This is a genomic window from Nocardia salmonicida (assembly GCF_036142455.1).
GTDB lineage: Bacteria > Actinomycetota > Actinomycetes > Mycobacteriales > Mycobacteriaceae > Nocardia > Nocardia salmonicida.
On record NZ_CP108014.1, the window covers coordinates 5,170,318 to 5,191,884 of the forward strand.

Consider the following 21,567-nt stretch of genomic DNA (forward strand, 5'->3'; position numbering starts at 1 on the left):
CTGTGACCCCTCGAGGGTGAATTCGCGTGAACGAGAAAGAGTTTCGATTCGGCCGATGATCAGCCGATGCTGAACGGCGCGCCGTACAGCGTGGTCTTGGAGTAATGGTCGCCGATGATCTCGACCACCGAGTAGGACCGGGCCTGCGCGTAGCCCGCGCACCCTTGGATATCGATCTCCGCGTCTTGGTACTCCACCGAATAGACGCCGGGCTTCAGAATGTCCTTGGCATCGATCTGCACGAAGGCGACCTGCCCGGGGCCGAGGTGAAGGCCGATCGCACCACCGGCCGAGGCGCCGAGGGTCGATACTCCACCGGCGAACCCAGCAGCGATCGCCTCGTCGCCGATGCTCACCTGGCAACCGACGATGTAACCCGTATTCAGCTGTGACGCACCATGCGTCGAAGAATTATTGGAGCCGGAACGGTTCGTCGGACCGTTGTACGGCCCGACCTCGCCCTCCGGCGTGACCTGCACATCGGCGCGGGCATTGCCTGACACCCACACGACGCGACCAGCGCCGTTGGCGGCCAGCGACGGGGAGATCACGGCACGCTCACCGGTACGACTCAAAGTGACACCGGGGCCGGCCTTCTGGCCGTCCGGCAACGGTACGACGGTGTCCGCATCGGCAGCACCGGCAGACAACAGGCCGATCGTCACGGCCACGGCGGCGCCTACGCTCCAAGCGCCGCGACGCCCGCGGTTGGTGCGGTTCTCGCTCATTCTTCCCCTCGAGGTATACGCAAATCCGACCTCGACCATCGAGGTCGATATCTGTGTTGCGCCCGGACCCAGCTGGGGTGTGTCACCAGGACATGCACCGCTGGCAACAGGACAGATGCGCCCTGCCGGGAGGTGGATCGAGAAGCTGTTGGTCACCGGATCGGCGCGAGCTCAGCCGATCGGCGAACGAAAACGCAAGTGACTTCGACTGCAAGAGCAGTCGATTCGGGTTCAACATAGTGAGACTGACTCGTAATGTCCAGTGCTACTGGAGTTCGCGCACACAAAACGGGCCGGTCGCAGAGCGACCGGCCCGTTTCGAGTGCGGGATGCGAACAGATCAGCCGAGGCTGAACGGAGCGCCCCACAGGGTCACCCAGGAGATGACGTTGTCGGTCTCGACCTCGACGGAGACGAAGGCGCGCGCCTGCGCGTAGCCGCCGCAGCCGGTCAGGCCGATGGTCTCGTCGGACCAGGTCACCGAGCCCGAGCCGTCCTTGAACTTGTTCGACTTGCCGTGCGACTCCGAACCGAAGTCGTCGGCCTTTTCGAGGTCGAGGACGTAGAACGACTTCGACTGGCCGGGGCCGAGCGAGAGCTCGCCGCCGGAGGTCACGCCCGCGTCGACGTTGCCCTCCCAGTCGCTGCCGAGGTCGCCGCCGCCGGAGACGCCGCCGCCCGCGATGTTGACCTGGCAACCCACGGTGTAGCCGGGGAAGATCTTGCCGGAGCCGCCGTCGGAGACGGAGACCTGAGCGCTACCCGAAACCCACGCGTTGCGGTGGACCGGGGTGGAACCCAGCGACGGGTTGATGTTGGCCGACTCGCCGACCAGGGCGATGTCGACCACGGTGCCGTCGGACAGCGTCTTGGTGATGTGGCCACCCGGCAGCGGAACGAAGGTATCGGCATTGGCCGCGCCCGTCGAGAACAGGCCGACGGCCACGGTGGCCGCAGCGCTGACGCCCGCCACCTTCGCCATGAACTTACGGTTGATCATAGGATTTGTCCCTCGAGGATTGAGTTCGCCGAAGCGAGAAGAAGATTCGTGCCGGATCGAAAGACGTCAGCCGATGCTGAACGGCATGCCGTACAGGGTGGTCTTCGAGTAGTGGTCGCCGATGATCTCGACCACGGTGTAGGCCCGAGCCTGCGCGTAGCCGGCGCAGCCCTGGATCTCGATTTCCGCGTCCTGGTAATCGATCGCGTACGTACCGGCCTTCAGGATGTCCTTCGAGCTGATCTGCACGAACTTGACCTCGCCCGGGCCCAGGTTCACGCCGATCGAGCCACCGGCGGTCACGCCGCCGGTGCTCAGGCCACCGGACAGGCCGGCGCCGATCGCGTCATCGGCGATGCTCACCTGGCAACCGACGATGTAGCCGGTGTTCAGCTGGGAGGCGCCGTGGGTGGAGGAATTGTTGGAACCGGGGCGGCCGGTCGGGCCGTTCCACGGGCCGACCTCGCCCTCGGGGGTCTCGTTGACCTCGGCGACCGCGGTGCCCGAGACCCACACGACGCGACCCGCGCCATTGGCGGACAGCGACGGCGAGATCAGCGCGGACTCATGGGTGCGGGTGATGGTCACGCCAGCAGGGCTGACCTTCTGGCCGTCCGGCAACGGCACGAAGGTGTCGGCATTGGCGGCACCGGTCGACAGCAGGCCCAAGGCCACGGCGGCCGCGGCAGCGCCGACGCCCGCGGCACGGACGCCACGGCGCACACCGGTGGTGCGGTTCTCGCTCATACTTCCCCTCATCAGGTGTCTAACAGCCGACCTCGACTTTCGAAGCCGGACAAGTGGACCTCACAGGGCCCAGATCAGTGTGTCGCCCCTTTGTTGCCGTTACGTAACTAACTGTTATTTCGACGATACGGCCGGGGCCGGTGTGGCGAACCCGAGCCAGGGCTCCACCGGGTAGTTCAACGCACAGAAGCGGGAGTACTGCGGGGACCGATAGTTGGTGGCTCAATGGCGAACATTAAACGCCGTTCCACGGATATGGCAACGAAAGAGTTCGTAAATTTCACTGTGAAGCGCAGCACACATTCGTACATCGCCACATGCTTTGACGTGCATTGATGCAGTCGAAAAGGCTCCTGTCATGGCACCTTGACAGGAGATAGCCATGGGTAGCGATTCGGGCCTTCCAACGACAAAAGACCACGCTTTCGCGTGGCCTCGAGTATTTGTCGGCAGTGCCCGTTCGCGCTGAAATAGGCTATTCCGATACCGCCTATTACGTAGCGGCTACGTAGATAACGGGCCGATCACCCGTGATGCGGGGGAACCTGGGACCGTAACCATTCGTCCGCGCCGGAGTCGCGTGATCGGTCGCCGCGCTCGTCACCGGTGGTCTCGGGCAGCACATCGCCGAAGATCCTCGCCAGCCGCGCCGCCTCGGCGGCCTTGCGTCGGAGCTCGTCCGCCGACGCGGGTTCCCGGCCCTGATCATCGGGGCCGGGAACCGCGTCGCGCGGATCGGATGTCATTCGTCCAGACCGGACAGTTCGCCGATCACCTTGCTGGCCAGTGGGCCGAGGGTGGCCATGCCGTCGCGGACCGACGCACGGGTACCGGGCAGGTTCACCACCAGGGTGCTGCCGGAGATGCCCGCGACGCCACGCGACAGACCGGCGTCGAGCGAGCCCGCCACGCGACCCGACGCGCGCAGCGCCTCGGTGATGCCGGGCAGTTCGCGGTCGAGCACCTGGGTCGTGGCCTCGGGGGTGATATCGCGCGGCGACATGCCGGTGCCGCCGACCGAGATCACCAGGTCGACACCGCCGATCACCGCGGTGTTGAGAGCATTGCGGATCTCGACCTCCTCGGCCTGGACCGTCACCGAGGCGTCGACGAGGAACCCGGCCTCGTTGAGCAATTCGGTGACGAGTGGGCCGAGTGAATCCACGCCGCCATGAGCCGTCCGATCGTCGACGACAACAACCAGTGCGCGCCCTGCCACGGGAGCATCGATGTCCATGGTCATCACCGTAGCGCTTACGCACGACAGGTTTGCGTTCGAACGCATCATCGGCCGCCTTCGGCCGCCGCGGCGGTGAGCGTGACCTCGGCGATCTTGGAATTGCCGCCCTGTTCGTCGGTGTAAGTCACCTTCACCTTGTCTCCTGGCTGGTGCGAGCGGACGGCGGCGATCAGCGCGTCGCCCGAGTCGATGGGACGGTCGTCGAGGCGGGTGATGACCGCGCCCGCCGGGATGCCCGCCTTGGCGGCAGGGCCGTCGGGGGTGGCCTCGAGTACGCGCGCGGCGGTGTCCTGCGGGCGCAGTTTGATGCCGATCTGGGCGTAGGTGGCGTGGCCGGTCTTGATCAGTTCGTCGGCGACCCGGCGTGCCTGATCCACCGGGATCGCGAAGCCGAGGCCGATCGAACCGCTCTGGGCGCCGCCCGCCGCCTCGCCGCCGAGGCTGGCGATGGCGGTGTTGATGCCGATCAGCTTGCCCTGCCCGTCGACCAGCGCACCGCCGGAATTGCCCGGGTTGATCGCCGCATCGGTCTGGATCGCGTCGATCACCGGGTTCACCTGGCTCGGGGCTCCCTCACCGCTGGTCGAGACCGGACGGTTGAGGGCGGAGACGATGCCGGTGGTGACAGTGCCCGCCAGGCCGAGCGGCGAGCCGATGGCGATCACGGGCTGGCCGACCGCCAGTCCGTCGGAGGTACCCAACTCGATCGGCGTGAGCCCGGTCTTGCCGCTGACCTTGATGACAGCCAGGTCGGACACCGGATCCGCGCCGATCATGGTGGCGGGCGCGGTGCTGCCGTCGCTGAACACCACTTCCATCTTCGCCGAGGCGCCCGCGCCCGCGGCGACGTGGTTGTTGGTGAGGATCAGCCCGTCCGTGGACAGCACGACCCCGGAACCTTCTCCGGACGCACGACTACCCGCGACCTTGATCATCACGACACTGGGCAATACCCGCTGCGCCACCGCCTGAGTGGACCCGGCGGGCGCGTTGGCGACATTGTTCACCGCGGGCTTGGGCGCCTCGAGCGCGTTGGTCACCGGTGCGGAATTCGAATCGGTGGCGAGCACGCCGACAACCCCACCGATACCACCGCTGACCAGCGCCAAGGCGGTCGCTCCGGCGATCAGGCCGAGCCGCAACGGCTTTCGCTGCGGAGTCGGCGCGGGGCCGAACGCCTGCGGCGCGACGCTGTGCGGGGCCGGACCACCCTGCGGATGCTGGTGACCGAACGGCGCGGGGCCGCCATAAGGCGCGGGGTTGCCGTAGGGCCCGCCATAGGGAGCCTGGCTCGGGTGGGCGGCTTCGCCGCCGTAGGGCGGCTGCTCGCCCTGGTGCCCACCGAACGAAGGCTGATCCGGTTGCCCACCGGTCTCGGCGGGGTGGTCAGCAGGGTGCCGCTGGGGATCGTCGGTCATGGTGTCTGTCTCCTCACGCTTGCAGACCAGCTTCCTGACGGCTACTGAGAGGCGCCTGAGATCGGACTATCAGTTCGCCGTGACTCCGCCGATCACTCGGCGCCGGACTCGTCGAGCACGGTCGGCGCCTCCCCGGGCAACACGATGCGCACCAGCGCGCCGCCACGATCGGAGGTGTCCACCGCGATGGTGCCGCCGTGTTTGGTCACCACCTGCTTGACGATCGCGAGCCCGAGCCCGGATCCGGGCATCGAACGCGAGGCGGTCGTGCGGTAGAAGCGTTCGAAGACCAGTTCGCGTTCGTCGGTGGGGATACCGGGGCCCGCGTCGCCGACGGCCAGTTCGAGCAGACCGGGACCGGCCGGGCGCATGGTGATGCGCACGACCGCGTCGGGCGGACTCCACTTGGCCGCGTTGTCGAGGACGTTGAGGACGGCCCGTTCCAGGCCCGCCTCGTGCCCGTAGACGAACCACGGCGCCAGATCGGCAACGAAGGTGATCCCCACCCGCCTTCGTCGCGCACGCTCGAGCGCACGCTCGGCCACCTCGCCGAGATCCACCCGCTCGTACACGGTTTCGGGAGCGTCCTCACGGGCCAGATCGACCAGGTCGCCGACCAGTGTCGACAGCTCACCGATCTGGGCGACCACATCGGCGCGCAATTCGGCCATGTCCTCGTCCGGCAGCCGGGGCGCACCCGGCCTGCCCGAGGCGATGAGCAGCTCCATATTGGTGCGCAGCGAGGTGAGCGGAGTCCGCAGCTCGTGACCGGCGTCGGCCACGAGTCGGCGCTGCCGGTCGCGTGACTCGGTCAGCGCCCGCAGCATCGTGTTGAAACTCTCGGTGAGCCTGGCCAATTCGTCGTCACCGGTCACCGGGATCGGCGTCAGGTCGTCGGTGCGGGCCACGCGCTCGGTCGCCGCGGTGAGGCGGGCGATCGGGCGCAGACCGGTGCGGCCCACCGCGGTTCCGGCCGCGGCGGCCAGCACCACACCGCACGCGCCGACCACGAACAGCAGCCAGGCCAGCTGATCGAGTACCTCGCGGGTGCGATAGAGCTTCTGCGAGATGATCAGCGTCGCGCCGCTGTGCGTGCGCGCGGCGAGCACCCGCTGGTCGCCGACGGTGCGCAGCGAGGAGTTGATCTTGCCGTCGGCCACGGCGAGCTCCTGGGCGCCGACCGGCGGAATCGTCTGCTGGGGCGGCATATACGGCTTGTGACCGGCATAGATCAGCGCAACGCCGACATCGTTGGAGAACAGCCCGGCCAGCACGATCGACTGGAATCCGGCGGTCTCGAAGTTGTTGTTGATCATGGTGGCCGCACGGGCCTCCAGCTGGGCGTCGACATCGGCGTACAGCGCGCGCGCCACCATCGCGTAGGCGGCGATCGAGGTCACCGCGACGGCGATCAGCACCACCGACGCCGCCAGCAGCGTCACCCGCCAGCGCAGCGACACCGAGCGGGTCAGCGGGGTCGGCGGACGCATCTCGCCCGCGTCCAGCGGCCTGCCGAGAACGGCGACCGCGGGTTCCTTGGGTGCCATGCCGCCCGCCTACGGAGGGGTCTCGCGCAGCACGTAACCGACGCCACGCACGGTATGGATCAGTCGCTCCTCGCCGTCGGCCTCGGTCTTGCGGCGCAAATAGCCGATATAGACCTCCAGCGCGTTGCCGGAGGTCGGAAAGTCGTAGCCCCAGACCTCTTCGAGGATTCGGCCGCGGGTGAGTACCCGGCGTGGATTGGCCATCAACATCTCGAGCAACGAGAACTCGGTGCGCGTCAGACTGATCCCGCGTTCGCCGCGCGAAACCTCACGGGTGACCGGATCCAGCGACAAGTCAGCGAACACCATCGCCTCCGACGCTTCACCAGGATCGGGCGTTCGCCGACGCAGCAACGCCCGTAAACGCGCCAGCAATTCCTCCAACGCGAAAGGTTTCGGCAAATAATCGTCGGCACCCGCGTCGAGCCCGGCCACGCGTTCGGACACCGAATCGCGCGCGGTCAAAACGAGAATCGGCAGATCGTCGCCCGTACTGCGTAGCCGCCGGCACACTTCCAGGCCGTCCAGGCGCGGCATCATGACGTCGAGAACCAGCGCATCGGGCCTGGCTGCGGTCACTTTCTCCAGGGCGTCCAGACCGTCGACGGCCAGGTCGACGGTGTAGCCGTTGAAGCTCAGAGACCGGCGCAGTGATTCCCGCACCGCGCGATCGTCGTCGACTACCAGAATGCGCATGTGCTGTAGTTTGCCGTGACCGACTGAGAACGTACTGAGAGGGCTCGGCGCGCCGAACGTCGTGTTCTAGGCGATGTATGTTGTAGGTCTTGACAAACCTCAACGAATCGTCGTTGTGTGAGCGCATATTCGGCGAATTACAGACCGCGTGGCCCGGATTGCCGATGCCCACTCGGCACGGTATCTTTCCTGCGGTAAAAGAAGACCTCCAGTTGGTTCTGCGCTCGCATCGCTCCGCGACCTCCCCGCGCGGGCCGGGGTCACACGTGGAAGCAGAGGCAACGCACGCGGATGGAACCTGCATCGCGCTCCTGGCAATTCAGCCTGTCCAACTGGTCGGTAACGCGCAAGGTCGGTGTGGTGCTGGTGCTGCCGGTGATGCTCGCGACCACCTTCGCCGTGCTGCGGATCAACAACGAACTGCAAACGATGACGCAGCTCGGCGCGGCGACCGAACAGGCCACCGTCATCCGACCCGTCGTCAAATTCGCCACCGCGACCGAACAACTCGCCGTGGCCGCGACAGCCAACTGGGGTGCGATCGCCGACCCGCAGACCGACGCCGCGCTCACCAACTACGACCAGGCGCTCGCCGAGGTGCAGAGCGCGCTGCGCTCGGCTCGCATCGACGCCGGCGTCGCCAGTGAACTCACCGCGGCCACCACCACCGGCGCCACCCTGCGCAATACCGTGCGCGGCGGCTCCCCCGCGATGGTCGGTGAGCAGACCGACGAGATCGGCGAACGGATCGGCAACGCGCTGTCCAAGACCCCCCAGGTCGAGGACTTCATCGTGCAGCGCTACTTCCTGCAGCTGACTGCGCTGCACCAATCCCGCCGGGTGCTCACCCGCGAACGCACCCTGGTCGTCTCGCCCGAATCGGGTCGCAGCCAGAGCGCGCGGGCGAAGATGCTCGTCGAGCTCGGCTCCGAAGCGAACATGATCAAGACCTACGGGATGATCCTGCCCGAGCACGCGGGCAGCCAGGCGGCGCTGCTCGACGCGGTGCAGACCCGGATCAGCGTGTTCAGCCAGAACAACGGCGACCCGACCACCAACGCGGCGGTGCTCAATACGCTGCAGGTCAGCGCCGACACCTACGCCTCGACCATCTCCGCGCTGCTCGACAACATCGACCACACCCTCGACAGCAATACCGCCACGGCCCAGACCGGCGCCCTGCGCGAGACCACCCTGGTGCTCGGCATGCTGCTGGCCGGGCTCGCGCTCGCGCTCGCCGTGGCCCGCACCCTGGTGGTGCCGGTGCGCAGGCTGCGTCGCGACGCGCTCGAAGTGGCGCACGTGAAGCTGCCCGACGAGCTGGCCGTGGTCCGCAGCGGCGGCGCGACGCCGGAGATCACGCCGGTGGGAGTGCATTCCACCGACGAGATCGGTCAGCTGGCCCGTGCCGTCGACGAGATCCACGAGCAGGCCCTGAATCTGGCAGGCGACCAGGCGCGCCTCCGCCTGCAGATCGGCAACATGTTCGAGACGCTGTCGCGGCGCAGCCAGTCGCTGGTGGAGCAGCAACTCGCGCTCATCGAGGAACTCGAGCACGACGAGGACAACCCCTCGCGCCTGCAGACCCTGTTCCGCCTCGACCACCTCGCCACCCGCATGCGCCGCAACGGCGACAACCTGCTCGTGCTCGCAGGCACCGTGCTGCGCCGCGGCCACCTGCCGCCGGTGCCGCTGTCGGACATGCTGTGGAGCGCGGTCTCGCAGGTGGAGGACTACCAGCGCGTCGAGATCGGCAATGTGCCCGACGGTGTCGTCGCCGGTGAGTCCGCGGTCGATATCGAGCACCTGCTCGCCGAGCTCATCGACAACGCGCTGCGCTACTCCCCGCCGAGCACGTCGGTGGCGGTCATCGTCGGCCGGGCCGTCGACAGCGGCTATCTGATCGAGATCACCGACCGCGGCCTCGGCATGTCGGCCGACGATCTGCAGACAACCAACGACCGACTCGCCTCCGGTGGTGAGGTCACCATCGAAACCGCCCGCCGCATGGGTCTTTTCGTGGTCGGCAGGCTCGCCAAGCGCCACACCATCACCGTGAGCCTGCGCCGCACCAGCGGTGCCGCGCCGCAGCCCGGCATCACTGCCAGCGTGCATCTGCCGAGCGCGCTCGTCGCGCCGTCGCCGCCGGTGTCGTCGGGCCCGCCCACCGGGCCGAACCCGATCATGCCCACCGGAATCGGCCCGTACGCACTGACTCCGGCCGATATCACCGGACCGAATCCGATCATGCCGACCGGGCCGCGCCCCTTGGTCTCGCTGGACGCGGTGACCGATCTCGACCTGCCCGCCTCCCCGCTGCCCGGGCCCGCGATATTCACGCCGTCGGGTCCGAGTCCACTCGTCCCGACCAACGGCGTCGGCACGCCCAACTCCTCGCTCACCAATGTCGGCCTTCCACAACGCATTCCGGCCGCGGTACCGGCGCCCCCACCGGCACCGGTCGGCGTCGACCCCGACGACGACGCGACACCGGTAGGCATGTGGGCCGAGCACGATCACGACTCCGACGATCTCCCGGTGCCCACCGATCCGCCCACGGTCACCGACTCGCTGCCCTTCGGCCTGCCGCAGCGCGTGCCCGCGAGCGCGCTGGCCGAGCTCGCCGCTCAGTCCGCACCCGCCGCACCACCGAAGCCGGAGCCAGACCCCGAGCCGGAACCCGAGCCCGAGCCGACGCCGGTGTCGCGATCCATCGACACCGACCCGTTGCCGACGACGAGCACCCGCTTGCAGCCAGTTTCCGGCCCGGCACCGACCCCGATCTACCAGCGGATGGTCTCGGAGTGGCTCGTCGAACCGGCTTCCGCCGCTGCCGAATCCGACAGTGGCAACGGCGCGTCGTGGAGCGCCCCCGGCGACGCGGGCTGGACGGCCGCCGCCGAGGCGGACCACCCGCCCACGTCCTCGCGAACGAGCGGCGGCCTGCCGATCCGCAAGCCGGGCGCTCAGCTCGTCCCCGGTGGGCTCACCCCCGCGGAGGAAGCGGGCGATCGCGACCCCGAGGAGATCCGCAACAACCTGACCCGACATCTCAGCGGCGTCCGCAGCGGCCGTGCCGAGATCCAGCACAACGACGGAGGCCTCGAATGAGCAACGCGCACCCCACAGACGAGAATCTGAACTGGTTGGTCGCCCGCTTCACCCGCGACGTACCCGGCGTCTCGCACGCGGTGCTCGTCTCAGCCGACGGACTGCTCCAGGCGACCAGTCCCCATCTACCCGCGGACCGCGCCGAGCAATTGGCCGCGGTCACCGCCGGTCTGGCGAGCCTGTCGATGGGTGCGGCGCACCTGTTCGACGGCGGCAAGGTGATGCAGTCGATCGTGGAGATGCAGCGTGGATACCTGCTGGTGATGAGCGTCGGAAACGGTTCGCACCTGGCCGTTCTCGCCAACAAGAGCCACGACATCGGCCGTATCGGCTACGAGATGGCGTTGCTCGTCGACCGGGTGGGCTCGGCGGTTACCGCCACCGCCCGCTCCGCCGGCTGAGGTGAGATGTCGAGCCCTTACGGATCCGATCACCGGCCGACTACGCGAGTCAGGCCCTATGCCCTGACTTCAGGCCGCACCGAGCCCGCGATCGCGCTGCCCTTGGAAGCAGTCGTCGAGACGGTCTCTTATACAGCGCACAACGACTGGTCCGCAGGCGATTTGCGGATCGAAATCGTGCGTCTTGCCACACATCGGCTTTCTGTCGTCGAGATTGCCGCATACCTTGGACGCCCACTGGGTATGGTCCGGGTGATGATCGGCGATCTCGTAGTGGGCGGGATTCTTCGAGTGCATTCGACGCTGACCGAACAGGCGAGCTACGACGAACGCCGATCACTGATGGAGAGGACTTTGCGTGGACTCCGTGGCCTCTGATGGCATGCGCCCGCCGGCAACAGAACAACGCGTTGCATCGACCAAGATCGTTGTGGCCGGCGGATTCGGCGCCGGTAAAACGACTTTCGTCGGTGCGGTGTCGGAGATCGTGCCGCTGCGCACCGAGGCGATGGTGACCCATTTCTCCGATGGCATCGACGACCTCGCCGAGACGCCGGAAAAAGAAACCACCACCGTGGCCATGGACTTCGGCCGCATCGTGCTGCCCGGAAACCTGGTGCTCTACCTGTTCGGCACGCCGGGCCAGAAACGCTTCTGGTTCATGTGGGACGACCTGATCCGTGGCGCCATCGGCGCGGTGGTGCTGATCGATACCCGCAGGCTAGAAGATAGTTTCGCCGCCGTGGACTTCTTCGAGGCGCGCGGACTGCCGTTCCTGATCGCGGTGAACCGCTTCCCCAACGCCCCCCGCTTCCCCATCGCCGAACTGCGCGAAGCGCTCTCGGTGCGCGAGGGCATCCCGATCGTCGACATCGATGCGCGCAACGCCGTCGAGGTCCGTCAGGCACTGGCGGCGGTGACCGAATACGCCATTGCCCAACTCGAGCCGCAGCAGTTCGAAGGAGCGGGCAGGCGTGCTTGATGTGCTCGCCGCGACCGGTGCCGAAACCTTCGCGCACGGCACCGGTATCGCGTGGCTCGCATTGGATCTTTCGGCGCTCGGGGCGCTGGTGTCGTTCGCCTGCGTCCGGCACGCGAAGTACTCGATCCGGTTCCGGCTGATCTGGCTGACGATGGCCGCGGTCTCGCTCGGTGGGGTCGGGCTGTGGCTGGCGAATTCGGTCGCGCTGCTCGCGATGCGGGTGAACAACAGCACCGTGCGGTACAACGTCGCGCTCGGTGCGGCGGCGCTGGCCATCGCGGTGGTCGGCGTGCTCGCCGGATTACTGATCAGCGGCCGGACCACGCAGGTGCCGCGGCTGATCATCGGCGGACTGACGATGGGATTGAGCGTCGGACTGTCGACCTACCTGACCCTCGACGCGCTTGCCGTACAGGGCACCGTCGAGGAGTCGCTCGGCCTCGTCGGGTTGTCGGTACTGGTGTCGATGGCGCTGTGCACCGCCACGCTGTGGGTGGCCCAGGTGGTCCGGCGGGTACCGGTGCGGGTGTTGGTGTCGGTGCTGTTCGCGCTAGGCGTCGCCGGGGTGTACTACACGGCCCTCGCCGCACTGAAGTTCTCGATCGATCCAGCCGTCCGGACACCGGACGGGCTGCCGCTGTTCGACCTGGTGTTCCCGATGTTCGTGATCGGTGCGCTCGGCCTGACGGTGCCGATCACCGCGGTGCTGGTGGCACCGGATCGGCGCGACGTCGCGGCCCAGGCACGCCAGCCCGTTCCGGCCCGTTGAGGCCAACCAGCTAACGTCCGGTTTGCCGGAATCTTTCCGGTCTTCCGCCCCGCTGATCGAAGCGCTCGCGACCTGCGGTGAACTACCGCGAAAACCGCCCCTGAAGTGGCGATGAGCGGGTTCCCCTGACTCGGGGAACCCGCCCTCGTGCACGAGAGTACATACCCGTGAGGGACTCCGCATCAGTGGTTCGGGAATTTTCTTGTGGCGAAAAACAAACCAGGAGTTGGTAATTCGATTCTCAGCAAATGTTCCGCAAGCCATTCGGCGGGTCCGCGCCAAGTGGCGCGCATCACACCGTTAACGGGGCAGTTGCCCCACCCCTCCGACAAGGCTGTGAACAGGCACAACAGTGTCGGGGTAAGACCCCTGGACAGGTAGGCGCGCGGAACGAACCGCCGACCCCTCGGAAGCTCACCACACGATGCGCCAACCGAGTTATGGTCGCTGAAGGGCGCATTCGTCTCGCCCGGCACATCCAAGGTTCGTACGAAGGAGTTCGCATGGCCGTCAACGTGGTGCTCGACAAAGTCCTCGACAAGGAATTCGAGAACAAGACGCTCGCCGACATTCTCGCCGCTCCCCCGTCGGCGCTGGCCGGCCTCACCGAGGCGCACGACAAGCAGCTGCTCGAGGCGTTGAAGATCAAGACCATCGCCGACCTCGGCAACAACAAGTTCTTCCAGCTCGCCGCGGCCTTGGTGGCCCTCGCCGAACGCGAAGGCTGAGTTATCCGCAGATGACAATGGCCTGCCAGGCATTTCTGGCAGGCCATTGTTGTGTCAGAGCAGGGCGGGGTCGATCATGCCCTTGCGTACGGCGTTGACGATCCGGCGCGGCACTCGGTATTGCACGCCTGCCACCGTCACCGGGACCAGTTGTGGTACTTCCGCTTTCCACTGCGAGCGCCTGCTTCGCGTGTTGGAGCGCGACATCCTCCGCTTGGGAACCGCCATGACTCAGCCTTCCTTGCCTGCGCGCGAGCGCTTTCCGTACTTGCGCTCGAACTTCTCGACCCGGCCCTGGGCGTCGAGGTTGCGAGCGGTGCCCGTCCAGAACGGGTGCGAATCCGACGTCACGTCGACGGTCATGAGCGGATAGATGTTCCCATCCGCCCATTCGATCGTCCGGTCGCTGTTCGCGGTCGACCTGGTCAGGAACTGTTTCCCGGTGCTCGCGTCCTCGAACACGACGGGATGGTAATCGGGATGGATGCCCGCTTTCATGCTGTTTCTCCTCTCGGATTGGTGCGCTCGCTCGCCGAAGCCGTTGCCTCGGTGGGGTCAGCGCAGGGATCTTCGTGCCAGTCGCCGAAGGGGTCCTCCCACAAGGCGACTCGTTCCGGGGCCCGCTCGACGAGCATCAACTCGTCGTCCTCGACCAGCGCCCAGTGCAGGGCATGGCGGATCTCGACGGGGTCCGCGTCGTGGGCCAGGATCACCAGCGACACATCACGATCGCCGAACCGCTCGTCCCAGCCCAGCGCGGCCATCGCTCGTCGATCAGCGTCGACGACGGCCTGCTCCTCGGCGCTCATCGCCGCCAGCCAGCGCCCTGCCCCGCCGACGCGCAGGCCGCCGCCCGCCGACTCGAGCCACACCACGTGATCGGGTTGGGTCGCCAGCCAGACCCGGCCGCGGGCAGTGACAACGCCGTCGAGCAGGACATCGAGCGCCTCGTGCAATCGCTGGGGATGAAACGGCCTGCGCGCGGCGAATTCGACGATCGAGACACCACAGTCGGTGCTCAGCGGCGGCTGTCCGCGCAGCAACGGCGCGTGCGCGTCGAAGATCCGGCCTCGGCGCGAATCGGCGGGCACGCGGGTCAGCAAGGCGCCGATCTCCATCGCGTCGAAGCCGGGTAATTCGTCGAGCCAGGCGATCGGGGCCGCGGGCGCCAGTCGGTCGAGGACCGCCCCGAGTCGTTCGCGATCGAGCGCGTCGACTCCCGCGGCGAGGACCACCAGTGCGTCGGCGAAGTCGACCTGCCCGACCGCCACCTGCGCCACGGTGCGCTCGTCGTCGGCGGAAGCCAGGCCCCGATCGGCCAGCACCTCGTCACCGGTCGCGTCGGCCAGCCACTGCTGCCCGTCGAGGCAGGTGAGCACGGCCTCGATTCGCACGGAACGCCCGGCAGGCCCGTCGACGCGATCGGCGACTGCGGTCACCACGACATTCTCGATCGCGTGACACAGCGCCTCGGCCTCGATGCCGGGATCCAGCGCGAGCACGATGCGTTCGACATGGTCGCGGGTGGCGAGCGTGCACAGCATCGGCAGCAGATCGGCGCGCAGCGTGCACGAGACGCACCCGTGCGCGAGTTCGAGCACCGTGGTGCTCACGTTGCCCGCGGTGCGCACCGTGCGGCGCACCACGCCTTCACGGAGTTCGGCGAGTTCGTGATGCACCACCACGGTGCCCGCGTCCGCGCTCAACGTTTTCGCGATGTGTTCGACGCCGCCCATGGCGGGTCCCGAGAAGCCGGCCAGCAGCACCACGGGCGTTCTCCGGTCCGACTGGTCAAGCACCCGATACCCCTTTCGACAATGATTTTCATTTACTTCACGGCGACTGTACAGTGCGGAATAATCGTTGTCGAAAATGGTTGTCATAACCATGGAAGGAGGTCGCATGTCGGCCCACTGCCAGGTCACCGGTCGCAAGCCCGGCTTCGGAAAAGCCGTCTCGCACTCGCACCGGCGCACCAGCCGACGCTGGAACCCCAACATCCAGCACAAGACCTACTACCTGCCCAGCGAGGGCCGCCGCGTCACGCTGACGGTCTCCGCCAAGGGCATCAAGACCATCGACCGCGACGGGATCGAGGCTGTGGTGGCCCGTATCCGCGCTCGCGGGGACAAGATCTAGGAGCTGAACATGGCCTCGAAATCGACCGATATCCGGCCGATCGTCAAGCTGAAGTCCACCGCCGACACCGGCTTCACCTACGTCACCCGCAAGAACCGCCGCAACGACCCCGACCGGCTGGTCCTGCGCAAATACGACCCCGTCGTGCGCCGCCACGTCGATTTCCGCGAGGAGCGCTGATGGCGAAGAAGTCCAAGATCGCCCGCAACGAACAGCGGCGCGAGATCGTCGAACGGTTCGCCGATCGTCGCGCCGAGCTCAAAGAGATCATCCGCAAGCCGAACACCGGCGAGCCCGAGCGCGCCGCCGCACAGGCCGAACTGCGCAACCAGCCACGCAATGCCAGTCCGGTACGATTGCGCAATCGGGACGCTGCTGACGGCCGCCCACGCGGCTATCTCCGCAAGTTCGGCCTCTCCCGTGTTCGTGTGCGCGAGATGGCCCACCGGGGCGAGCTTCCGGGGGTCCACAAATCGAGCTGGTAGAGACTCCCCAAACTGATTCGTGAGAAGGAATATCCCATGGCAGTGAAGCGAGCACCGTCCAAGAAGGCCCGGGCCGATCAGGGCCGCAAGCCGAAGAAGAATCCGCTGATCACCGCGGGCATCGAGTACGTCGACTACAAAGACGTCAACCTGCTGCGCACCTTCATCTCCGATCGCGGCAAGATCCGTAGCCGCCGCGTCACCGGCCTGACCCCGCGCCAGCAGCGTCAGGTCGCCGTCGCGGTGAAGAACGCGCGCGAGATGGCGCTGCTGCCGTTCACCACGACCAAGTAGCCGTGAACGCGAAAGTGGCCCCGGAGCAACAGCTCCGGGGCCACCCTTGTTCGAGAACTCAATAACCACAAAGGGAGTCTTACGACCGACCCGTTCGCGGCTGGGTCGCCGGTCAGGTGCCGCGGCGTACGCGACGAAGGAGCAAGCCGCGGCGCCTGACCGGTGGCCCCGGCCGCCAAAATTACGGGATGGTCAGTACCTGGCCCGCGTTGATGAGATCCGGGTTGTCGATACCGGAGGCCGCGGCGATCTCGTGGTAGCGGTTGCCGTCACCGTAGAAGCGCTCGGAGATGGCCCACAGGGTATCGCCCGACTCGACCGTGTAGGTCTGCGCGGCCGGCGGCGGCGGAACCTCTTCGGCGATCGGAGCGGCGGCGACCGGCTCGGGGGCGGGCAGCGGGTTGTCGGTGTTGGTGGCGGTGGACCACGCGACCGAACCGTCGGTGCCGTAGAGCACGACGTTGCGGTCGGGCTGCACGACCAGCTTCTCGACGTTCTTCCCACTGGTGTCGGTCGCCCAGATCCGCGCACCGCCACCGCTGTAGACGACGAGGTCGCCGTCGTGCTGCAGAGCCGCGCGCTGCGCGTCCTGCCCATGCGTCATGGCGGCCCAGACGACGTTGCCGTCGGGCTCACTCAGCACCAGGTTGCCGTCCGGCTGCAGAGTCAGGGTGTACGCACCGCCGGTCAGGGACTGACCCAGACCCAGTTCTTCGCCTACGCGCAGCGTGTCGGCCACGTTGTTCCTTTCGAAGATCGCCAATTGCAGAGCACAACAGTAGATGCCGACCGATTGCCACAATGTCGCATCGCACCCGAATCTAGTCGCCGCGGCGGTGAAACGGAGGGGTTATGCGCAGGGTTCGCGGAAAGTTCACAGTAGGGCGGTGCCGTCTAGGGTTGGCAGCATGAGAACGATGTCGCGCTACACCGTCGCGGCGGCGGCCGTGGCCGTGCTGATCGCACCCCTCACCGCCTGCGGTTCCTCGGATGAGCCTGCGCCCCAACCGGATACGTCGACCACCAACAGCAGACCCGAGGTTCCGAATCCCGGCCTCGGCCTGCCCTTCACCGCCGATCCCACCCTCGTCAACCCCCACCCGATCCCCTTCACGTCCTGGAATCGACTGAGCGACAACACGATCAGCGTCAACTTCCAGACCGGCAACCCCGAGTGCTACGCCGTGGACGCCACCGTCACCGAGACCCCCGAGGCGGTCACCGTCGCGCTGCGCTCCGGGACGCGAGCGGATTCCGTGAACAAGATGTGCACCATGAACGCCGTCTTCGCCAGCTTGGCGATCCCCCTGAGCTCCCCACTGGGCACCCGCGAGGTACGCGACGCCGGATAACCGAAAACGGGTGCCGTGCCGAGGATTCGGCGCGGCACCCGTTTCGGCTGTCGACTCAGTGAGCGAAGTGACGAGCGCCTGTCAGGTACAGCGTGACGCCTGCTTGCTTGCAGAGTTCGATGGTGTCCTTGTCGCGGATCGAACCGCCCGGCTGCACGATCGCGCGAACGCCCGCGGCCACCAGGATCTCCGGCCCGTCCGAGAACGGGAAGAAGGCGTCGGAGGCGGCGACGGAGCCCTTCGCACGCTCACCCGCGCGCTCGACGGCGAGCTTGCAGGAGTCCACGCGGTTGACCTGCCCCATGCCGACGCCGACCGCGGCGCCGTCCTCGGCGAGCAGGATCGCGTTCGACTTCACCGAACGGCAGGCGCGCCAAGCGAATTCGAGGTCGGCGAGGGTGGTGACGTCGGCCGGGTCGCCCGCCGCGAGAGTCCAGTTGACCGGATCGTCGCCCGCGGCGTCGAGGACGTCGCGGTCCTGCAGCAGCGCACCGCCGCTGATCGGACGCAGCTCGACACCCTTGCGCTGGGGCGCCTCGGCCACCAGCACGCGCACATTCTTCTTGCGCTGCAACACTTCCACGGCACCGGGCGCGTAGCCCGGAGCGATGATGACCTCGGTGAAGATCTCGGCGACCTGCTCGGCCATCTCGACGCTGACCTCACGGTTGGCCGCGATCACGCCGCCGTAGGCGCTGACCGGGTCGGTGGCGTGTGCCTTGCGATGCGCCTCGGCGATATCGCCTGCCACGGCGATGCCACACGGGTTGGCGTGCTTGATCACCGCCACCGCGGGCTCGTCGAAGTCGAACGCGGCACGCCAGGCGGCGTCACCGTCGGTGTAGTTGTTGTACGACATCTCCTTGCCGTGCAGCTGCTCGGCCTGCGCGATCCCGACCGTGCCGTCGTTGCTGGTGTACAGCGCGGCGGCCTGGTGCGGGTTCTCGCCGTAGCGCAGCACCGCGGCGCGCTCCCACGAACCGGCGACCCAGCCGGGGAACTGCTCGGTCTCCTCGGCGACGGCGGGCACGGCGACCGAGCCCATCCAGCTCGCGACGGCCACGTCGTAGCTCGCGGTGTGCTGGAAGGCCTTGGCGGCCAGCGCGGTCCGCTCGGCGAGGGTGAACCCGCCGGACTTCACCGCGGCGAGTACGTCGTCGTAGTCGGTGACGTCGACGACCACACCCACGGACGGGTGGTTCTTCGCCGCGGCCCGCACCATCGACGGTCCGCCGATGTCGATCTGCTCGACGCACTCGTCGACGCTCGCGCCACTGGCCACGGTCTGGGTGAACGGGTACAGGTTCACCACCACCAGCTGGAACGCCTCGACACCGAGCTCGACGAGCTGATCGACATGCTCGGCGCGACGGGTGTCGGCCAGGATGCCCGCGTGCACACGGGGGTGCAGCGTCTTGACCCGGCCGTCGAGGGTCTCCGGGAAACCGGTCAGATCCTCGACCTTGGTGACCGGAATCCCGGCCTCGGCGATCTTGCCCGCGGTCGACCCGGTCGACACCAGCTCCACACCGGCCGCGTGCAGGCCGGTGGCGAGCTCGATGAGCCCGGTCTTGTCGTAGACGCTCACCAGCGCCCTCTGGATCGCCTTACGTTCACTCACCGGCGTACTCGCTCACTGGTATTTCTGCCTTTCGTCCGTCGGAGACAATGCCTCGCGTCGCGACGGCGGCGATGACCTCCGCCAGTAACCGTCGCTCGACAACCTTGATGCGCTCCTGCAACGTGTCCTCGTCGTCGCCGGGCACCACCGCGACCGTCTCCTGCGCGAGGATCGGGCCGGTATCGACGCCCGCGTCGACCAGGTGCACGGTGCAGCCGGTGACCTTCACCCCGTAGGCGAGCGCGTCACGCACCCCGTGCGCGCCGGGGAACGACGGCAGCAGCGCGGGATGGGTGTTGATGAGACGACCGCCGAAGCGTTCCATGAACGCGGGGCCGAGGATCTTCATGAAGCCCGCGAGGACCACCAGATCGGGCTTGTGCGCGTCGACGGCCTCGGTGAGGGCGACGTTCCAGGCTTCGCGATCCGAAAAATCTTTGAGCCCGACCTTGAAATGCGGCACCCCCGCGGCATCGGCGTGGGCGGTGGCCTGGCAGTCCCGGTCGACGCCGACAGCGACGATCTGCGCCGGGTAGCCGGGCTCGCGTGCGGCGGCCAGCAGTGCGTTGAGCAGCGAGCCGGTGCCCGAGGCAAGAACGACGACGGTGGCCGGTGTTCTGGCGGGCTTCCACGGGGCAAACGAGGACGTCAGCGCTCTACTCCTGCGTGTGATCGGGCGGCGGCGATGGCGATAGGCGCCGGGTCGAGCTTAGCGACCGGGGGTCTCGTCACCGTCCGGCAGGTCCGACTCGACCACTTCGACGTCGACGATGTCGTCGGTCGGCTCGTCGGTCGAGCCGGGTGCGGCGATGCTCACTTCGACGTCGTCATCGAAGTCTTCGACCAGTTCGCCGTCGACTTCGACTGCGGGATCGTCGTATTCGACAGCGTCCTCGTCGTCCTCGTCGTCGTCAGCGTCCTCGTCGTCCTCGTAGTCGTACTCGTCCTCGTCGTAGTAGTCGTCGTCTTCGTAGTCGTCGGCGTCGTATTCGTCGTAGACCTCGGTCGGCGCGGCGGGCGCGAGGAAGCGGCGGGCGAACACCATGCCCACGAAGCCGCCGAACCCGAACCAGGTGACCATCAGCACGACCAGCATCAGCAGATCGACGCCGACCCACCCGACGGCGCCGAGCTGACCGCTGCCGAGGATCGCGAGCACCAGGAACGTCAGCGTGGACAGCGCGGCGCAGGTGAGGGTCGCCCACGGGGCGCCGGGCCGATCGTCGCTGGTACGGCCGAGTTCGATCCCGCCGAGCACACCCACAGCGAGCGGGACGAGCAGCAGCGCCGCCCACCACCCGGACGCGGGCCCCTCCGGCACGGGAATCAGCGCGGGCAACACCGGCATGTGTCCGCCGGTGACCCCGAACAGACCCACCGACCCGGCGCCGAACAGCACCGCGGCACCGCTGAGGATCCCCGCCGCGCCGATCACCACATTCGGCAGGTAGAGCAGGGACAACAACGTCATCCCCAGTACATCGGTGACGTTGTGGGCCTGCTGGAAAGCGCCGTCGAGCCGGGACAGATGGACGAAGAAGGAGATCACGGTGGCCAGTGCGGCGCAGCCGAGCATGCGGAGCACGGTGCGACGCGCGGCGCGCGCGCCCAGGACCGCCCATTCCGGGATCTCGATCGGCACCAGCGCGCAGAGCGAACTCCACGCCCGACTGCCGATGCCCGCGGCGGCCGCGACCAGATACAGCACGAGTACCCAGCCGAAGGCCGCGATCGGACCGGCCGATTCCAGTGGCGTGACGCCCGCGGCGTCGCCGGTGACGGCCAGACAGACCGCTGTCATCAGCAGCGGTCCGGCCAGCACCGCACCGGTCAGCCAGCCCAGCTCGATAGGGGTCGGCCGGTTCGGGACCGCACGCGCGCATTCGCGCGCGGCCAGCCAGACCAGCACGGCCGTCGGTACCAGCGGGAGCAGGCCGAGCGTTGTCCTGCCGACCGTGAGCGGAACCTGGTGGGCGGCAAGCCACGTAGCGGCGACCGCGGCGGGCGCGCTGGTGAGATCGGTGCCGGTGGTGAGCATGACCACGAGTACGAGCAGTACCGTCGCCGCCAAGGCAGTGATCGTCGGCCTCGCCGCGACCAGCAGCAGGGTTCGCGCCCGCTCGGGCGAGAGCGACCACCAACCGGGCTCGGGCCCGGACGGTGGGGCGGTGACTGTGTCCCCGGTGCCGCGTGACCCGGAGGTCCGGCGCACGAGGGCGTTACGGGAGCTCATGACAATTCAGCGTGGCAGCTTCCTCGGCGGCCGGGGGTCAGGCGCGCCGCGAGCCCACAGGCGTACCTGTGGGCTC

At 67.6% G+C, this 21,567-nt stretch carries 26 protein-coding genes; 11 read left to right on the forward strand and 15 right to left on the reverse strand.

Translation table 11 applies throughout. The annotated features are described in order from the left end of the window. Positions 1 to 59: 59 nt before the first annotated feature. The 8 genes from OHS03_RS24350 to OHS03_RS24385 all read right to left on the reverse strand — a co-directional run bounded on the left by OHS03_RS24350 (position 60) and on the right by OHS03_RS24385 (position 7,376). The gene (locus OHS03_RS24350; protein WP_328657302.1) at positions 60 to 728 is read right to left on the reverse strand and encodes an MspA family porin; all 669 of its coding nucleotides are present in this window, start codon (positions 726 to 728) and stop codon (positions 60 to 62) included. Positions 729 to 1,068: 340 nt separating this feature from the next. After that, positions 1,069 to 1,728, reverse strand: coding sequence for an MspA family porin (locus tag OHS03_RS24355; protein ID WP_056813942.1), 660 nt, complete (start codon positions 1,726 to 1,728; stop codon positions 1,069 to 1,071). Between the two features lie 66 nt (positions 1,729 to 1,794). After that, entirely contained in the window at positions 1,795 to 2,475 is a 681-nt protein-coding gene (locus OHS03_RS24360) for an MspA family porin (protein ID WP_056813945.1), read from the reverse strand. A gap of 524 nt (positions 2,476 to 2,999) precedes the next feature. Beyond that, a complete protein-coding gene (locus OHS03_RS24365) occupies positions 3,000 to 3,221 on the reverse strand; it encodes a hypothetical protein (protein WP_056813948.1) in 222 nt (73 codons plus the stop codon). Then, positions 3,218 to 3,712, reverse strand: coding sequence for a MogA/MoaB family molybdenum cofactor biosynthesis protein (locus OHS03_RS24370; RefSeq protein ID WP_228537147.1), 495 nt, complete (start codon positions 3,710 to 3,712; stop codon positions 3,218 to 3,220). Before OHS03_RS24370 ends, OHS03_RS24365 begins: the two co-directional genes overlap by 4 nt. A gap of 47 nt (positions 3,713 to 3,759) precedes the next feature. Further along, positions 3,760 to 5,133, reverse strand: coding sequence for a S1C family serine protease (locus OHS03_RS24375; RefSeq protein WP_328657303.1), 1,374 nt, complete (start codon positions 5,131 to 5,133; stop codon positions 3,760 to 3,762). A 92-nt stretch (positions 5,134 to 5,225) separates the two neighbouring features. Then, positions 5,226 to 6,680 (reverse strand): sensor histidine kinase, encoded by a 1,455-nt coding sequence (locus tag OHS03_RS24380; RefSeq protein ID WP_328657305.1) that lies wholly within the window; start codon positions 6,678 to 6,680, stop codon positions 5,226 to 5,228. A gap of 9 nt (positions 6,681 to 6,689) precedes the next feature. Continuing rightward, entirely contained in the window at positions 6,690 to 7,376 is a 687-nt protein-coding gene (locus OHS03_RS24385; protein WP_056813964.1) for a response regulator transcription factor, read from the reverse strand. A gap of 291 nt (positions 7,377 to 7,667) precedes the next feature. Between OHS03_RS24385 and OHS03_RS24390 the strand changes: the two genes are divergently transcribed. The 6 genes from OHS03_RS24390 to OHS03_RS24415 all read left to right on the forward strand — a co-directional run bounded on the left by OHS03_RS24390 (position 7,668) and on the right by OHS03_RS24415 (position 13,367). Further along, positions 7,668 to 10,487, forward strand: a complete 2,820-nt coding sequence (locus OHS03_RS24390; RefSeq protein ID WP_328657307.1) for an ATP-binding protein — start codon at positions 7,668 to 7,670, stop codon at positions 10,485 to 10,487. After that, on the forward strand, positions 10,484 to 10,888 hold the full coding sequence (locus tag OHS03_RS24395; RefSeq protein ID WP_056813970.1) for a roadblock/LC7 domain-containing protein: 405 nt from the start codon (positions 10,484 to 10,486) through the stop codon (positions 10,886 to 10,888). Before OHS03_RS24390 ends, OHS03_RS24395 begins: the two co-directional genes overlap by 4 nt. Positions 10,889 to 10,894: 6 nt before the next feature. Beyond that, positions 10,895 to 11,266 carry a DUF742 domain-containing protein gene (locus OHS03_RS24400; protein WP_056813973.1) on the forward strand — a complete coding sequence of 124 codons (372 nt, stop codon included), beginning with the start codon at positions 10,895 to 10,897 and terminating at the stop codon, positions 11,264 to 11,266. 4 nt (positions 11,267 to 11,270) lie between these two features. Further along, positions 11,271 to 11,870, forward strand: coding sequence for a GTP-binding protein (locus tag OHS03_RS24405; RefSeq protein ID WP_056813977.1), 600 nt, complete (start codon positions 11,271 to 11,273; stop codon positions 11,868 to 11,870). Beyond that, positions 11,863 to 12,639: an MHYT domain-containing protein gene (locus OHS03_RS24410; RefSeq protein WP_328657309.1), complete on the forward strand. Its 777-nt coding sequence runs from the start codon at positions 11,863 to 11,865 to the stop codon at positions 12,637 to 12,639. The genes OHS03_RS24405 and OHS03_RS24410 overlap by 8 nt, the downstream gene beginning before the upstream one ends. 503 nt (positions 12,640 to 13,142) lie before the next feature. Further along, positions 13,143 to 13,367 carry a hypothetical protein gene (locus OHS03_RS24415; RefSeq protein WP_056813982.1) on the forward strand — a complete coding sequence of 75 codons (225 nt, stop codon included), beginning with the start codon at positions 13,143 to 13,145 and terminating at the stop codon, positions 13,365 to 13,367. 54 nt (positions 13,368 to 13,421) lie between these two features. Here the strand turns inward: OHS03_RS24415 and rpmF are convergent, their stop codons facing one another. The 3 genes from rpmF to mrf are packed head-to-tail and all read right to left on the reverse strand — an operon-like array spanning position 13,422 to position 15,166. Then, positions 13,422 to 13,595, reverse strand: a complete 174-nt coding sequence (rpmF, locus tag OHS03_RS24420; RefSeq protein WP_328657311.1) for a 50S ribosomal protein L32 — start codon at positions 13,593 to 13,595, stop codon at positions 13,422 to 13,424. A 3-nt stretch (positions 13,596 to 13,598) separates the two neighbouring features. Continuing rightward, positions 13,599 to 13,865 carry a type B 50S ribosomal protein L31 gene (locus OHS03_RS24425; RefSeq protein ID WP_328657314.1) on the reverse strand — a complete coding sequence of 89 codons (267 nt, stop codon included), beginning with the start codon at positions 13,863 to 13,865 and terminating at the stop codon, positions 13,599 to 13,601. Then, positions 13,862 to 15,166: a ribosome hibernation factor-recruiting GTPase MRF gene (gene mrf / locus OHS03_RS24430; RefSeq protein WP_328657317.1), complete on the reverse strand. Its 1,305-nt coding sequence runs from the start codon at positions 15,164 to 15,166 to the stop codon at positions 13,862 to 13,864. The genes OHS03_RS24425 and mrf overlap by 4 nt, the downstream gene beginning before the upstream one ends. Before the next feature lie 103 nt (positions 15,167 to 15,269). Here mrf and rpmB point away from each other — a divergent pair, with 103 nt between their 5' ends. The 4 genes from rpmB to rpsR are packed head-to-tail and all read left to right on the forward strand — an operon-like array spanning position 15,270 to position 16,285. Then, complete coding sequence (rpmB, locus tag OHS03_RS24435; protein ID WP_328657319.1) at positions 15,270 to 15,506, forward strand: 50S ribosomal protein L28; 237 nt, start codon at positions 15,270 to 15,272, stop codon at positions 15,504 to 15,506. A gap of 9 nt (positions 15,507 to 15,515) precedes the next feature. After that, positions 15,516 to 15,686, forward strand: a complete 171-nt coding sequence (rpmG, locus tag OHS03_RS24440; protein WP_056813994.1) for a 50S ribosomal protein L33 — start codon at positions 15,516 to 15,518, stop codon at positions 15,684 to 15,686. Then, complete coding sequence (rpsN, locus tag OHS03_RS24445) at positions 15,686 to 15,991, forward strand: 30S ribosomal protein S14 (protein ID WP_328657321.1); 306 nt, start codon at positions 15,686 to 15,688, stop codon at positions 15,989 to 15,991. Before rpmG ends, rpsN begins: the two co-directional genes overlap by 1 nt. A 36-nt stretch (positions 15,992 to 16,027) precedes the next feature. Then, entirely contained in the window at positions 16,028 to 16,285 is a 258-nt protein-coding gene (gene rpsR, locus OHS03_RS24450; protein WP_056814000.1) for a 30S ribosomal protein S18, read from the forward strand. Positions 16,286 to 16,466: 181 nt separating this feature from the next. Here the strand turns inward: rpsR and OHS03_RS24455 are convergent, their stop codons facing one another. Then, on the reverse strand, positions 16,467 to 17,024 hold the full coding sequence (locus tag OHS03_RS24455) for a LysM peptidoglycan-binding domain-containing protein (protein ID WP_056816130.1): 558 nt from the start codon (positions 17,022 to 17,024) through the stop codon (positions 16,467 to 16,469). 169 nt (positions 17,025 to 17,193) lie between these two features. On the opposite strand from OHS03_RS24455, the gene OHS03_RS24460 reads away from it, so the two are divergent. Further along, positions 17,194 to 17,637: a hypothetical protein gene (locus OHS03_RS24460; RefSeq protein WP_328657324.1), complete on the forward strand. Its 444-nt coding sequence runs from the start codon at positions 17,194 to 17,196 to the stop codon at positions 17,635 to 17,637. A 55-nt stretch (positions 17,638 to 17,692) separates the two neighbouring features. Here OHS03_RS24460 and purH read toward each other — a convergent pair whose 3' ends face one another. Genes purH through OHS03_RS24475 form a run of 3 tightly spaced genes read right to left on the reverse strand, consistent with a single transcriptional unit; the run spans position 17,693 to position 21,491 of the window. Further along, complete coding sequence (gene purH, locus OHS03_RS24465) at positions 17,693 to 19,258, reverse strand: bifunctional phosphoribosylaminoimidazolecarboxamide formyltransferase/IMP cyclohydrolase (RefSeq protein ID WP_062986985.1); 1,566 nt, start codon at positions 19,256 to 19,258, stop codon at positions 17,693 to 17,695. Next, positions 19,251 to 19,931, reverse strand: coding sequence for a phosphoribosylglycinamide formyltransferase (gene purN / locus OHS03_RS24470; protein ID WP_328664388.1), 681 nt, complete (start codon positions 19,929 to 19,931; stop codon positions 19,251 to 19,253). The genes purH and purN overlap by 8 nt, the downstream gene beginning before the upstream one ends. 36 nt (positions 19,932 to 19,967) lie before the next feature. Next, on the reverse strand, positions 19,968 to 21,491 hold the full coding sequence (locus tag OHS03_RS24475; RefSeq protein ID WP_328657325.1) for a cell division protein PerM: 1,524 nt from the start codon (positions 21,489 to 21,491) through the stop codon (positions 19,968 to 19,970). Positions 21,492 to 21,567: the final 76 nt, after the last annotated feature.